Raw genomic sequence first — 13,700 nt, forward strand, 5'->3', positions numbered from 1 at the left:
GCCTGCCCGCCCGCGCCATGCCTGGCGCATCCTGGCTGCACCCCCCGGCCTGCCCGATTCCTTTTTCCCTGATACCGCCCATGAAACCTTCCATGCTCTCCAAGCTGGACCAACTTGCCAACCGCCTGGTCGAGCTGGACGAACTGTTGATGACCGAAGGCGTCACCGCCGATATGGACAACTACCGCAAGATGACGCGCGAGCACGCCGAGCTCTCGCCGCTGGTGGCCGTGTACCGCCAGTACGAAAGCGCGCTGGCCAATACCGCCGAAGCGCAAGAGATGCTGCAGGACCCGGAAATGAAGGAGTTCGCGCAGGAAGAAATCGAAGCGGCCAAGGTGCGCATGACCGCACTGGAGCAGGACCTGCAAAAGATGCTGCTGCCGAAGGACGCCAACGATGAGCGCAATATCTTCCTGGAGATCCGCGCTGGCACGGGCGGCGACGAATCGGCGCTGTTCGCGGGCGACCTGCTGCGCATGTACACGCGCTTTGCCGAGCGCAATCGCTGGCAGGTCGAGATGGTGTCCGAGTCGACGTCGGACCTGGGCGGCTACCGCGAGGTGATCGTGCGCATCGTCGGCAACGGCGCCTATTCGAAGCTGAAATTCGAGTCGGGTGGCCACCGCGTGCAGCGCGTGCCGGCCACCGAGACGCAGGGCCGCATCCACACGTCGGCCTGCACGGTCGCGGTGATGCCCGAGGCCGATGAAGTCGAAGACATCGACATCAACCCGGCCGACCTGCGCATCGATACCTACCGCGCCTCGGGCGCCGGCGGACAGCACATCAACAAGACCGATTCGGCCGTGCGCATCACCCACCTGCCGACTGGCCTGGTGGTGGAATGCCAGGATGACCGCAGCCAGCACAAGAACAAGGCGCAGGCCATGAAGGTGCTGGCCGCGCGCCTGAAGGATGCCCAGCTGCGCGAACAGCAGTCGAAGGAAGCGGCCACGCGCAAGAGCCTGATCGGTTCGGGTGACCGCAGCGAACGCATCCGCACCTATAACTTCCCGCAGGGCCGGCTGACCGACCACCGCATCAACCTGACGCTGTACAAGCTCGACTTCATCATGGATGGCGACCTGAGCGATCTGACCAATGCGCTGGCGTCGGAGCACCAGGCAGAGCAACTGGCGGCGCTGGGCGATTAAAGGCCCGCTAAGTTGCCTGATTGAAAATGGCTGGCGGCCGGCCATAAGGTTTGTGAGAAAATGGCCGCTACCGTGCCCATGCCAACAAAACCACCGATCATGCAACCTACCAACCGCCAGGCCCTGTTCATCATCTCCTTCATCAGTTTTGCACTGGTCGGCTTTGCCCTCTATCTGCAACACAGCCTGGAAATGCGGCCTTGCCCGCTGTGCGTGATCCAGCGGTATTTCTTCCTCGGTATCGGCCTGGCCGCCCTGGTCGGCGCCTTCAGCGGCAAGATCAGCGGGAGCGTCGTGGTCGGGCTGGTGGCTGCCGTCGGCGGCCTGATCACGGTCGGCAAGCACCTGTACGTGATCGCCAACCCCGGTTTCTCGTGCGGCATCGATCCGATGGAAACCATGCTCAACAAGATCCCGACCGCCGAATACCTGCCGTGGCTGTTCCGCGCCGATGGGCTGTGCGAAGGCGCGACCGACAAGGTGCTGGGCCTGGCCATTCCGCAATGGTCGGCTGTCTGGTTCGTGATCCTCACCGTGCTGCTGGGCTGGGTGCTGATGCGCCAGCTGCGCCGCACCAACGCATGATCGAGGCCGGCGTCACCCTGGCCCAAGCGCGCCTGGCGCTGCCGCTCGATGCGCTGGAAAACCGCATCCTGCTGTGCCATGCATTGCACCTGCCGCGCGTGGCGCTGATCACGCAATCCGAGCGTGTCCTGAGCACCGACGAAGCCACGCTGCTCAATGGCCTCGTCGCACGGCGCCTGGCTGGCGAGCCGATCGCCTACATTGTCGGCGAACGCGAATTCTTCGGGCTGCCATTCAAGGTCACGCCGGCCGTGCTGATTCCGCGGCCCGATACCGAACTGCTGGTCGAACTCGCGCTCGAGCGCCTGGCGCCGCAGGCACGCCTGCTCGACATGGGCACCGGCAGCGGCGCCATTGCGGTCGCGGCTGCCCACACCCGGCCCGACCTGGCCGTCACCGCCCTCGACGTCAGCGACGACGCCCTGGCGATTGCGCGCATGAACGCCGCCGCCAACGGCGCGCGCGTGCACTTCGTGCGCAGTGACTGGTTTGCCGGATTGGGCGACGCGCGTTTCGATTTAATTGCCTCGAATCCCCCGTACATCGTGGCCGGCGACGTGCACCTCAGCGAAGGCGATCTGCGCTTCGAGCCGGTGGATGCGCTGACCGACCACGCCGACGGCCTGTCCGACCTGCGCCAGATCGTCGATGGCGCCGGTACGCATCTGGACGCCGGCGGCTGGCTGCTGCTCGAACATGGCTACGACCAGGCCGGCGCCGTGCGCGCATTGCTGACGGCGCGCGGTTACGGCGACGTGCAAAGCTGGTGCGACCTGGCCGGCATCGAACGCGTCAGCGGTGGCCGGCGCGGCGCGTAAGGCGCGCCCGCCCGTAGATGGACTTGTTAAAATGACCAGTCCCGTCAACGGAGCCCGCATGCGCATCCTGTTTGCCTCACTTGCTTTGCTCGTGCCGCCTGCCTGCGTCGCTGCGGCCACGCCCGCCGTTCCACCTGTCGTTATTCCCGTCGCCGTGCAGCCTGCCAGCGCGACCGAAACACCGGCTGCGCAGGCGGCCCAGCTGTTCGAGCGCGACTGGCATTGGCAACTGCGCCGAGCGCCCGAACGCGCCACGGCCCTGGGCGAGCAGCGCTACAACGCTTATCTGACCGACACCTCGCTCGCCGCGCGCGCGCAGGCGATCGAACACGAGCGCGCCATGCTGGCCGCGGCGCGCGCGATCGACCGCAGTACACTTTCGCTTCAAGACCAGCTGTCGCTCGACCTGTTCAGCGCCGACAAGCAGCGCGTGCTGGCGGGCGCTGCCCTGACGCCGTTCGATCCGCAACCGCTGACCGCCTACGACGGCCTGCACGTGCAACTGCCGCGCCTGGTGGCGCAGATGCCGTTCATGACCGACGCCGATTACCAAACGTATCTGGCGCGCCTGCAGGCGCTGCCGGCCCACGTCGATGGCCTGATCGAGCAGCTGCGCGCCGGCCGCCAGGCCGGCTGGACCACGCCGAAGGCGGCGCTGGCGCCGGTACCGGACGCCTTGCGCGTGCTGCGCGAAGGCCTGCAGGACGGCCCGCTGGGCGCGCCGTTCAAGCGCATCCCTGCATCGATCGCGCCCGAAACGCGCGAGGCATTGCGCGCTGCCGGCGCGGCCGCGCTGGCCAATACCGTCGCGCCCAGCCTGCGCACGCTCGAAACGTTCCTGCGCCAGGATTATCTGCCGGGCGCGCGCGCAACGATCGGCGCGAGCCAGCAAGCCGGCGGCGCCGACTGGTACGCCCAGCTGGTGCGCACCAGCACCAGTACGGCGCTCACGCCGGCCCAGGTGCATGCGCTGGGCTTGCAGGAAGTCGCGCGCCTGCGCGCCGCGATCGAGGCCGTGATTCCGCGTACCGGTTTTCGCGGTGGTTTTGCGGAATTCATCGTGTTCGCGCGGAGCGACCGGCGCCTGTATTTCACGGACCCAAACGCCCTGCTCGACCGCTACCGGCGCACGCTGGCGCTGGCCCAGGCGCGTCTGGGCCGCGTGGTCAGCAGCGTGCCGGCGGCCGGCATCGTCGTCAAACCGATGAGCGCCAACAGCAGCGGCCAGCCGGCTGCGTACTACGAGGCTGGCAGCGCGCAGCGCAGCGCCGCGCTGGTGGTCGACAATGTGCGGCTGGACGCGCGGCCGATGTGGCAGGTCGACACCATCGCGCTGCACGAAGCGGTGCCCGGCCACCACCTGCAGGTAGCACGCGCGCAGGAACTCGCGCTGCCGGCGTTTCGCCGTCATGGCTGGTACGACGCGTTCGGCGAAGGCTGGGCCACCTACGCCGAAGGCCTGGGGCCGGAGCTCGGCCTGTTCAAGGACCCGTTCTCGCTGTTCGGGCACCTGAACGAAGAGATGTTCCGCGCTGCGCGGCTGGTGGTCGACACTGGCATCCACACGCTTGGCTGGTCGCGCCAGCAGGCGATCGATTACCTGACCGCGAATACGGCCAATCCGCCGGCGGACAACGAGGCCGAGGTCGATCGCTACATCGCCCGCCCGGCGCAGGCACTGAGCTACAAGATCGGCCAGCTGCGCATCCTCGCGCTGCGCAACAAGGCGCGCGCGGCCCTGGGCGCCAGGTTCGATGCGCGGCGTTTCCATGATGCGGTGCTGGGCAACGGCGCGCTGCCTTTGAGAGAACTGGAACGCCAGGTCGACCGCTGGATCGCGGCCCCGGACACGCCGGTCTCGGCGCCCACGCTGGAAGTCGCGCCGGACGACACGTTCAATGCCGAATTCGAATCGGTTGTCCCGGTGCCTGAACCGGTGTTCGAATTCGACTTCACGTTCGACGGCGAAGTCCCGCCCGGTCTTGAACCCGGCCCGGCGCCCGATTTCGTACCGCCTGCCAGACCCGCCCCGCCGCCCGCCGCGCCGTCGTACCGGGCACCGCCCTGGCGCGAATGATGAGAGCCCGAACGTGGAGTCCGATTTTCGGTTAATCTCTGCACCAACCGAAACAGGCAGTATAAGAAAGGAAACACCGTGTCGAACCAATTCAACCGCCGTCTGGCCCTGCTGGGCGACGACGAACACCGCGCCTTGCTGGGCCAGGGCCTGCGCGGCATCGAGCGCGAAACGCTGCGCGTGGATGCTGCCGGCCAGCTCGCGCGCACCCCGCATCCCCCTGCCCTCGGTTCGGCACTGACGCACCCCAGCATCACCACCGACTACGCCGAGGCGCTGATGGAGTTCATCACCCCGGTCGAGCACGATATCTCGCTGGCGCTGCACCGCCTCGATGCGATCCACCGCCATGCGTACACCAAGCTGGGCAACGAAATGCTGTGGGGTATGTCGATGCCGGGCGAATTGCCGCCCGAAGAAGACATCGAGATCGCCTACTACGGCACCTCGAATATCGGCCAGCTCAAGCACGTGTACCGGCGCGGCCTGGCGCTGCGCTATGGCAAGGCGATGCAGTGCATCGCGGGCATTCACTACAATTACTCGCTGCCGGAAAAGCTGTGGCAAGTGTTCGCCCAGGACGAAGGCATCGTCGAAGAACGCCGTCACGCGCTGCGCGACTTCCAGTCCGAAAGCTATATCGCGATGGTGCGCAACTTCCGCCGCTATTCGTGGCTGCTGATGTATCTGTTCGGCGCCACGCCGGCCTTGACCACGAGCTTCCTGCGCGGCCGTCCGCACGCGCTCGAGACGCTGTCCGATGACACGCTGTACCTGCCATACGCGACCAGCCTGCGCATGAGCGACCTCGGTTACCAGAACGATGCGCAGTCGGGCCTGCGCCCGCACGAGAACAGCCTGGAAAGCTACGTCACCAGCCTGATGGACGCGGTCAATCGCCCGTATCCGCCGTACCAGGAGCTGGGCACCAAGAAAGACGGCGAGTGGATCCAGCTGTCGACCAACGTGCTGCAGATCGAGAACGAGTACTACTCGACGATTCGCCCCAAGCGCGTGATCCGCACCGGGGAGCGTCCGGTGCAGGCGCTGTGCAACCGCGGCGTGCAGTACATCGAGGTGCGCTGCATGGACGTCGATCCATACGAGCCGGTCGGCATCTCGCTCGAGACGGGCCGCTTCCTGGACGCGTTCCTGCTGTTCTGCGCCCTCGAAGAAAGCCCTTTGATCAGCGACCATGACAGCGCCATGCACGCCCGCAATTTCGCGCGCACGGTCAAGGAAGGCCGCCGGCCGGGCCTGACGCTCACGCGCGACGGCCTGGAAGTGCCGCTTGCGACCTGGGCGCTCGAGCTGATCGAGCGCATCCGGCCCGTGGCGGCATTGCTGGACGACGGGCACAACGAGGGCGACGTGCACACCGCCTCACTTGGCCGTCAGAAAGCCAAGATCGAAGATCCTGCGCAGACGCCATCGGCACGCGTGCTCGACGAGATCCGCGCGCTCGGCTCGGCCGCGGCATTCGGCCTGCAACAAAGCACGCTGCACGCAGCATCGTTCCGCGACAGCCCCTTGATGCCGGCCGAAGAAATGCTGTTCGATGAGATAGCTGCCGTCTCGATCGCCGACCAGATGATCATCGAGCAAACCGATACCGGCAACTTCGACGCCTTCGTCGCGGCGTACAACAGCAGTACACTGTGCGGCAATAACTGAGGCTGCAGCGCCCGCCTCACCTGCACCAACGCACGAGGACCACTTGCTCACGTTTTATAACGAACACCATGCCCAGCATGAGGGCCGCGCCGCAATCGGGCGCGGCGAGCTGGCGCCGTGTTCCGAAAAACCCGAGCGTGTGGCGATGGTGTTGAAAGAGTGCGAGCGGCGCGGCCTGGGCGCCATCGTCACGCCGCACGGCGTGCCCCTGATGACGCTCGAGCGCGTGCACAGCCCGCGCTACCTGCACTTCCTGCGCACGGCCTGGAGCGAGTGGCTGGCACTCGATCCGGCCAACGCCGGCAAGGATGCCTTTCCGGCCGTGTGGCCCGTGCGCACGCTGCGCAGCGACATCGAACCCGAGAACTTCTGCGCCCGCCTGGGCCTGTACTCGATGGATTGCAGCACGCCGCTCACCGCCGGCACCTGGATCGCGGCCAAGACGGGCGCCGACTGCGCCGTCAATGCCGCCCACGCCTTGCAGCGCGGCGAGCGCGGCACTTTTGCGCTGACGCGCCCGCCCGGTCACCACGCGGGCAGCGATTTCTTCGGCGGTTCGTGCTTTCTGAATAACGCGGCGCTGGCAGCCCAGCATCTGCTGGACGACGGGCGCGAGCGCATCGCCATCCTCGACCTCGATTACCACCACGGCAACGGCACCCAGAGCATCTTCTATGGCCGCAGCGACGTGCTGTTCATTTCGATCCACGCCGATCCGCGCGTCGCGTACCCGTTCTACCTGGGCCACGCCGACGAAACCGGCAGCGGCGCAGGGCTCGGCCACACGATGAACCTGCCGCTCGCACCGGGCAGCAGCAGCGCCACCTGGTTCGCGGCGCTCGAAACGGCGTGCGTGAAGATCGCGATGACACGTCCGCAGGCGCTCGTGGTCTCGCTGGGCGTCAACACCTTCGCCCATGGCAACGACCCGCGCTTTTATCTGCAGGGCGGCGACTTCCTGCGCATCGGCGAGCGCATTGCGCACCTGGGGTTGCCGACCGTGTTCATTTTCGAAGGCGGCGCCATCAGCCCGGAGCTGGGCATCCATACCGTCAACGTGCTCGAAGGCTTCGAGACCGCGGCCGAATAGCGCGCTCCCGCCCCATTTTTTCATTCACCTGTATCTGCCCATGACCTCCCCCAGCACCATCGACTGGCACTTCTCCCGCTTCGCCGACCTGACCCCGTTCGACCTGTATGACGTGCTGGCCGCGCGCCAGAACGTCTTCATTCTGGAGCAGACGTGCCTGTACCCGGATATCGACGGTTATGACCTCGAGGCGCATCACCTGCTCGGCTGGCACGACGTGGACGGCAAGCGCCAGCTGGCCGCCTACCTGCGCGTGCTGGCGCCGGGCGCGAAGTACGACGAGATGTCGATTGGCCGCGTCATCACCACGCCGGCCGCGCGTGGCAGCGGCGCCGGCCGCGCGCTGCTCGGCCAGGGCATCGCGCATGCCGAAGCGCTGCACCCCGGCCACCGCATCCGCATCGGCGCCCAGCAATACCTGGAGCGCTTCTATGCGAGCTTCGGCTTCCAGACGGTGTCGGCGCCGTACGACGAAGACGGCATCATGCATATCGACATGCTGCGTTAAGCGCTTTTATACGTGTCAGGATGCAGCCACCCGGCCGGCGCCGAGCAGGATGACCGCGCCGGCCAGCAGCAGCCAGGCGGGTGGTTCATGCTCCGCAACCGGGTTGGCGGTGGCAACGACACACTCGGGATCGACCACGCCCGGCGTCGGTGCCGCAGCCCTTGATGGGCCGAGGATAAAAAACAATACCGCACCGAAGATCGGCAGGAAGTGGGGCATGGCGGTCTCGCAGCAATAAAGTCCCGAGCATCGCCGATGGGTCAACGCCGACCCGTGCGCCGGATCATCCGTGCGCACCGCCTCTGGCCTGCACGCCACACACACGACGACTGCGGCTTGGCCAGTCGACAAACCACCAACGTTGCGGCGAAAAAAAAAGCCAGAGCACGCGGCTCTGGCCATGGCGGCGAGCACCCGTATGGGCTTACTCGACCTTGTTCAGGGTCACTTCAAACACCAGGCCCGCATTCGACGGGATCGGTCCGCGGCCGGCCGCGCCGTAGGCCAGTGCCGCCGGGATCAGGAGCGTACGCTTGCCGCCGACCTTCATGCCCGTCACGCCCTGGTCGAAGCCGGTGATGGTATCGCGGCTGCCCACGGTGAACGCAAATTCGCTGGCTTCCTGGCGCGTGCCCTTGAAGTCGCTCGCCGTCGCGCTGTACAACCACAGCGTATAGGCAACGGTGGCGCGCTTGCCGGCGACGGCTTCGGCGCCGGTGCCAACGACGTTGTCGGTCTTGGTCAGGGCAGCAGGGCTGCTCACGGCTGGCTGGGCGGGCGAATCATCGCTGCCACCGCCGCAGGCGCTCAGGGCGAGCATGGCGGCAAAGGCGGCGATCAGGGGGAGCTTCATCATGGGACATCCTTGACTGAAAAATTACACGAAGTAGGTACGAAGAACCGGGTATCACGAAACCTCTTACCTTATCGAATCAGCCACATGAAACTGTCCCGACTTTGTCTAAAAATTGTAGTTAAGCAAATTTCCGCGTATCAAATTTCGATCTGCGTGCCCAGCTCGATCACGCGGTTGGTCCGGATCTGATAGTAGTCGGCCGCGCTGCGGGCGTTGCGCGACATCGCCACGTACAGGTGCTCGCGCCATGGCGCCATGCCGCCGCCCGGCGCCGAGATCACGGTCTGGCGCGCGATGAAGAACGACGTTTCCATCATTTCGAATTCCAGGCCCAGTGCGGCGCTGCGCTGCAGGATGTCCGGAATATCGGCCTCATCCTTGAAGCCGTAATGGATATTGAGCTGGTAGCAGTTGTGGCCCAGATCATTGATGACGATCTGTTCGTCCGCCGGCACCCACGGCTCTTCGCGCATGTGCACGGTGAGGAACACGACGCGCTCGTGCAGCACCTTGTTGTGCGACAGGTTGTGCAGCATCGCGTGCGGCACGCCATCGCTTTCGCCACGCAGGAAGATGGCCGTGCCGGGCACGCGCGTCGGTGGCGCCACGAACAGCGACTCCATGAACGCTTCCAGTGGAATCGCGTGCTTTTGCAGGTTCGAGAACACCAGTTCGCGGCCCCGTTTCCAGGTCAGCATCAGGGTCAGCAGCACGGCGCCCATCAGCAGCGGGAACCAGCCGCCGTGGAACAGTTTCGTCGTGGTGGCGGCAAACAGCATGATGTCGATCGTCAGGAAGAAGCCGGTCGCCAGCAAGCACATCCACAGCGGCAAGTGCCAGCGGTAACGCGTGACGAAGAACGTCAGGATCGTCGTGGCCATCATCGTGGCGGTCACCGCAATGCCGTAGGCGCCGGCCAGCTCGTCGGATGAGCCGAAGCCGATCACGGCGATCAGCACTACCACCAGTTGCAGCCAGTTGACGGCCGGGATATAGATCTGGCCGATCTCGCTTTCGGACGTGTGCATGATGCGCATGCGCGGCAACAGGCCCAGCGCAATGGCTTGCTTGGTCATCGAATAGGTGCCCGAGATCGTTGCCTGCGAGGCGATCACGGCGGCCATCGTCGACAGGATCACCAGTGGAATCACGCTCCACGCGCCGAGCTGGTAATAGAACGGGTTTTCCACTGCAGCCGGCTGCATGATCAACAGGCCGCCCTGGCCCAGGTAGTTCAGGGTCAGCGCCGGATACGCGATCAGGAACCAGGCCCAGCGGATCGGCTTGGCGCCGAAGTGGCCCATGTCGGCGTACAGCGCCTCGGCGCCAGTGATGGCCAGCACCACCGCGCCCAGCGCGATAAATGCCAGCATTTTATTTTCCAGCATGAAGCGCAGTGCATGCCACGGATTGAGGGCATTCAGGATCACCGGTGCTTCGATGATATTGACGATGCCCATTGCGGCCAGCACCAGGAACCAGACCGCCATCACGGGACCGAAGAAGCGGCCGATGCCGGCTGTGCCATGGCGCTGCACGCTGTACAGGGCCACCAGCACCACCACCGCCAGCGGCACGACGTATTGCGACATGCCGGGCGCCGCAACCTCGATCCCTTCGATGGCGCCCAGCACCGAGATCGCTGGCGTAATCACGCTGTCGCCATAGAACATCGTGGCGCCGATGACGCCGATGGCCAGCAGCGGGAAGCTCCATTTGGACGTACGCGGTATCGAACTGGTGGCCAGCGCCATCAGGGCCATGATGCCGCCCTCGCCGCGATTGTGCGCGCGCAGCACCAGGATCACGTACTTGAGCGAGACAATCAGCGTCAGGGCCCAGAAAATCAGCGAGATGATGCCGAGGATATTCGGCGTATTGAGCGGCAGGCCGTGGTCTTCGTCGAACACCGCGCGCAGCGTGTACAGAGGGCTCGTGCCAATGTCGCCATAGACGATCCCGACAGCTGCCAGGGTCAGGGCTGCCAGGCTGCTTTTCTTGTTATCTGAGGTCAAGAGTCACCATCGCTGTAGTATTGGTGCGGCGCACCAAAAAATGAAGTGGTTGGAATTGCAAGAAGATTCGGTTGTGCATCATACACCTGTGTAAAACTGGTGGCACGCCAGCAGCGTGCCAGGTATTCAGTGATAATGTCGGCCCTGCAACCTCGCCCCTCCTCTCCATGCGTTCCGGCATTATTTACGCGGCCCTGGCCTTCTTCTGCTGGGGCCTGTTCCCCATTTATTTCCATGCCCTGGGCGAGGTGCCGCCGCTGCAGATCCTGGCGCACCGCATGCTGTGGTCACTCGCTTTTCTCCTGATCCTGCTGTTGCTGCGGCGCGACTGGAAGTGGCTGCAGGTCGTGCGCCAGCCGCGCGTGTTCTTCAGTTTCGTGCTGTCCGCCCTACTGCTCAGCGCCAATTGGCTCGTGTATATCTGGTCGGTGATGAACCACCATGTGATCGAGGCCAGCCTCGGCTATTTCATCAATCCCCTGGTCAATATCGTGCTGGGTTATCTGATCCTGAAGGAACGCATGCGCCCGCTGCAGTGGGCTGCCATCGGCGTGGCCGCGCTGGGCGTGGCCTGGCTGACCTGGCAGGCCGGCACGGTACCGTGGATCGCGCTGTTCCTGGCGCTGTCGTTCGGCGGCTATGGCTTGCTGCGCAAGACGGCTGCGCTCGGTCCGCTCGAGGGATTGTCGTTCGAAACCATCGTGCTGTTTCCACTGGCGGCCGGCTACGTGATCTGGCTGACGGTGCACGGCCAGAACGTGTTCATCAATACGGCATCGGACACCACGCGCTGGCTGTTGATCATGGCCGGCCCGCTCACCGCGATCCCGCTGCTGCTGTTTGCCACCGGCGCGCGCAAGATCCCGCTGTCGATCCTGGGCCTGTTGCAATACCTGTCGCCGACGCTGCAATTTCTGCTCGGCGTGTGGTTGTTCAAAGAAGCATTCTCGGCCGATCGCCTCGTCGGCTTCGTGCTGATCTGGAGCGCGCTGGCGCTGTTCGCCGGAGAAGGATTGCTGCGCCGGCAGCCCGCTGCCGCCAAGGCTTGAAGGGGCGTATCTGGGGCCCATGCGGGGCAGATTCGCCAAGAAATCCTGTGTTGGCTGCGGGTTCTGTCGTATCCTGTGCACCTCGAACAACACCAGAGTACAAGCATGGCCAATTACGTCTATACCATGAACCGCGTGGGCAAAATCGTCCCACCGAAACGCCAGATTCTGAAGGACATTTCCCTGTCCTTCTTCCCGGGCGCCAAAATCGGCGTGCTGGGCCTGAACGGCTCGGGCAAATCGACCCTGCTGAAAATCATGGCCGGCATCGACACCGACATCCAGGGCGAAGCCCGCCCGATGCCGGGCCTGAACATCGGCTATCTGCCGCAGGAACCGCAGCTCGACCCCGAAAAAACCGTGCGCCAAGAGGTCGAGTCGGGCCTGGGCGAAGCGTTCGAAGCGCAAGCCAAGCTCGAAGCGGTCTATGCAGCATACGCCGAAGAGGACGCCGATTTCGACGCGCTGGCCAAGGAGCAGGAACGCCTGGAAGCGATCATCTCGTCGTCCGATGGCGGCAACCTGAACCTGCAGCTGGAAATGGCCGCCGACGCGCTGCGCCTGCCGCCGTGGGATGCCAAGATCGGCGTGCTGTCGGGCGGTGAAAAGCGCCGCGTGGCGCTGTGCAAGCTGTTGCTCTCCAAGCCCGACATGCTGCTGCTCGATGAACCGACCAACCACCTGGATGCGGAATCGGTCGAGTGGCTCGAGCAATTCCTGCTGCGCTTCCCGGGCACCGTGGTCGGCATCACCCACGATCGCTACTTCCTCGACAATGCCGCCGAATGGATCCTGGAACTGGACCGCGGCAGCGGCATTCCATGGAAGGGCAATTACTCGTCGTGGCTGGACCAGAAGCAGGCACGCCTGAAGCAGGAAGAATCGACCGAATCGGCCCGTCAGAAAGCCCTGGCGAAAGAACTCGAATGGTCGCGCCAGAATCCAAAGGCACGCCAGGCCAAGTCGAAAGCCCGCCTCGCGCGCTTCAACGAACTGTCCGAGTACGAATACCAGCAGCGCAACGAGACGCAGGAGATCTTCATTCCCGTGGCCGAGCGCCTGGGCAATGAAGTCATCGAATTCAAGAACGTCTCGAAAGCCTTTGGCGACCGCCTCCTGATCGACAACCTGTCGTTCACCGTGCCGCCAGGCGCGATCGTCGGCATCATCGGCCCGAACGGCGCCGGTAAGTCGACGCTGTTCAAGATGATCACGGGCAAAGAGCAGCCGGACAGCGGCGAGGTCAAGATCGGCCAGACCGCGCGCGTGTCGATCGTCGACCAGCACCGCGACGAACTGGCGAATGCCAAGAGCGTGTTCGAGGACGTCTCGGGCGGCGCCGACATGCTCAGCGTCGGCCGTTTCGAAATGCCGTCGCGCGCCTACCTGGGCCGCTTCAACTTCAAGGGCTCGGACCAGCAAAAGATCGTTGGCAACCTGTCCGGTGGTGAGCGTGGTCGCCTGCACCTGGCAAAGACGCTGCTGCAAGGCGGCAACGTGCTGCTGCTCGATGAACCGTCAAACGATCTGGACGTCGAAACCCTGCGCGCGCTGGAAGACGCCCTGCTCGAGTTCGCTGGTAGCGTGATGGTCATTTCCCACGATCGCTGGTTCCTGGATCGCATCGCGACCCACATCCTGGCCTTTGAAGGCGATTCCCAAGTGACCTTCTTTGACGGTAACTATCAGGAATACGAAGCCGACAAGAAGAAGCGTCTGGGTGAAGAAGGCGCCAAGCCGAAGCGGATTCGCTACAAGCCGCTCACGACCTGATCGTCGGTCGCACGTAGGGTGGACGGGTTTCCCGTCCACGCGTTCAACGATCCTTGATCCGCCACCAGATCACGTGCATTCGAACGCGTGGACGGCGC

General features: G+C 64.7%; 12 protein-coding genes. 9 read left to right on the plus strand and 3 right to left on the minus strand.

The features are described from left to right. Nucleotides 1-80 precede the first annotated feature (80 nt). The 7 genes from prfA to IFU00_19000 all read left to right on the plus strand — a co-directional run bounded on the left by prfA (nt 81) and on the right by IFU00_19000 (nt 7,909). Nucleotides 81-1,157, plus strand: a complete 1,077-nt coding sequence (gene prfA / locus IFU00_18970) for a peptide chain release factor 1 (GenBank protein ID MBD8544362.1) — start codon at nt 81-83, stop codon at nt 1,155-1,157. A 99-nt stretch (nt 1,158-1,256) separates the two neighbouring features. Then, a complete protein-coding gene (locus tag IFU00_18975; protein ID MBD8544363.1) occupies nt 1,257-1,742 on the plus strand; it encodes a disulfide bond formation protein B in 486 nt (161 codons plus the stop codon). Next, the gene (gene prmC, locus IFU00_18980) at nt 1,739-2,560 is read left to right on the plus strand and encodes a peptide chain release factor N(5)-glutamine methyltransferase (GenBank protein MBD8544364.1); all 822 of its coding nucleotides are present in this window, start codon (nt 1,739-1,741) and stop codon (nt 2,558-2,560) included. The genes IFU00_18975 and prmC overlap by 4 nt, the downstream gene beginning before the upstream one ends. A gap of 58 nt (nt 2,561-2,618) precedes the next feature. Then, nucleotides 2,619-4,637, plus strand: a complete 2,019-nt coding sequence (locus IFU00_18985) for a DUF885 domain-containing protein (GenBank protein MBD8544365.1) — start codon at nt 2,619-2,621, stop codon at nt 4,635-4,637. Nucleotides 4,638-4,715: 78 nt separating this feature from the next. Further along, the gene (locus tag IFU00_18990; GenBank protein MBD8544366.1) at nt 4,716-6,311 is read left to right on the plus strand and encodes a glutamate--cysteine ligase; all 1,596 of its coding nucleotides are present in this window, start codon (nt 4,716-4,718) and stop codon (nt 6,309-6,311) included. A 43-nt stretch (nt 6,312-6,354) separates the two neighbouring features. Further along, nucleotides 6,355-7,401, plus strand: a complete 1,047-nt coding sequence (locus IFU00_18995; protein MBD8544367.1) for a histone deacetylase family protein — start codon at nt 6,355-6,357, stop codon at nt 7,399-7,401. Nucleotides 7,402-7,441: 40 nt separating this feature from the next. After that, a complete protein-coding gene (locus IFU00_19000) occupies nt 7,442-7,909 on the plus strand; it encodes a GNAT family N-acetyltransferase (protein ID MBD8544368.1) in 468 nt (155 codons plus the stop codon). A gap of 15 nt (nt 7,910-7,924) precedes the next feature. Here IFU00_19000 and IFU00_19005 read toward each other — a convergent pair whose 3' ends face one another. From IFU00_19005 to IFU00_19015, 3 genes are all read right to left on the minus strand, one after another. Then, a complete protein-coding gene (locus tag IFU00_19005; protein MBD8544369.1) occupies nt 7,925-8,128 on the minus strand; it encodes a hypothetical protein in 204 nt (67 codons plus the stop codon). Between the two features lie 205 nt (nt 8,129-8,333). Beyond that, nucleotides 8,334-8,762, minus strand: a complete 429-nt coding sequence (locus tag IFU00_19010) for an FKBP-type peptidyl-prolyl cis-trans isomerase (protein MBD8544370.1) — start codon at nt 8,760-8,762, stop codon at nt 8,334-8,336. Between the two features lie 140 nt (nt 8,763-8,902). Next, the gene (locus IFU00_19015) at nt 8,903-10,780 is read right to left on the minus strand and encodes a potassium transporter Kup (GenBank protein ID MBD8544371.1); all 1,878 of its coding nucleotides are present in this window, start codon (nt 10,778-10,780) and stop codon (nt 8,903-8,905) included. Between the two features lie 167 nt (nt 10,781-10,947). On the opposite strand from IFU00_19015, the gene rarD reads away from it, so the two are divergent. Continuing rightward, nucleotides 10,948-11,829: an EamA family transporter RarD gene (rarD, locus tag IFU00_19020; GenBank protein MBD8544372.1), complete on the plus strand. Its 882-nt coding sequence runs from the start codon at nt 10,948-10,950 to the stop codon at nt 11,827-11,829. 105 nt (nt 11,830-11,934) lie between these two features. Beyond that, complete coding sequence (gene ettA, locus IFU00_19025) at nt 11,935-13,602, plus strand: energy-dependent translational throttle protein EttA (GenBank protein ID MBD8544373.1); 1,668 nt, start codon at nt 11,935-11,937, stop codon at nt 13,600-13,602. Nucleotides 13,603-13,700 lie beyond the last annotated feature (98 nt).

The sequence above is a fragment of the Oxalobacteraceae sp. CFBP 8761 genome (genome assembly GCA_014841595.1).
Classification (GTDB): Bacteria; Pseudomonadota; Gammaproteobacteria; order Burkholderiales; family Burkholderiaceae_D; genus Telluria.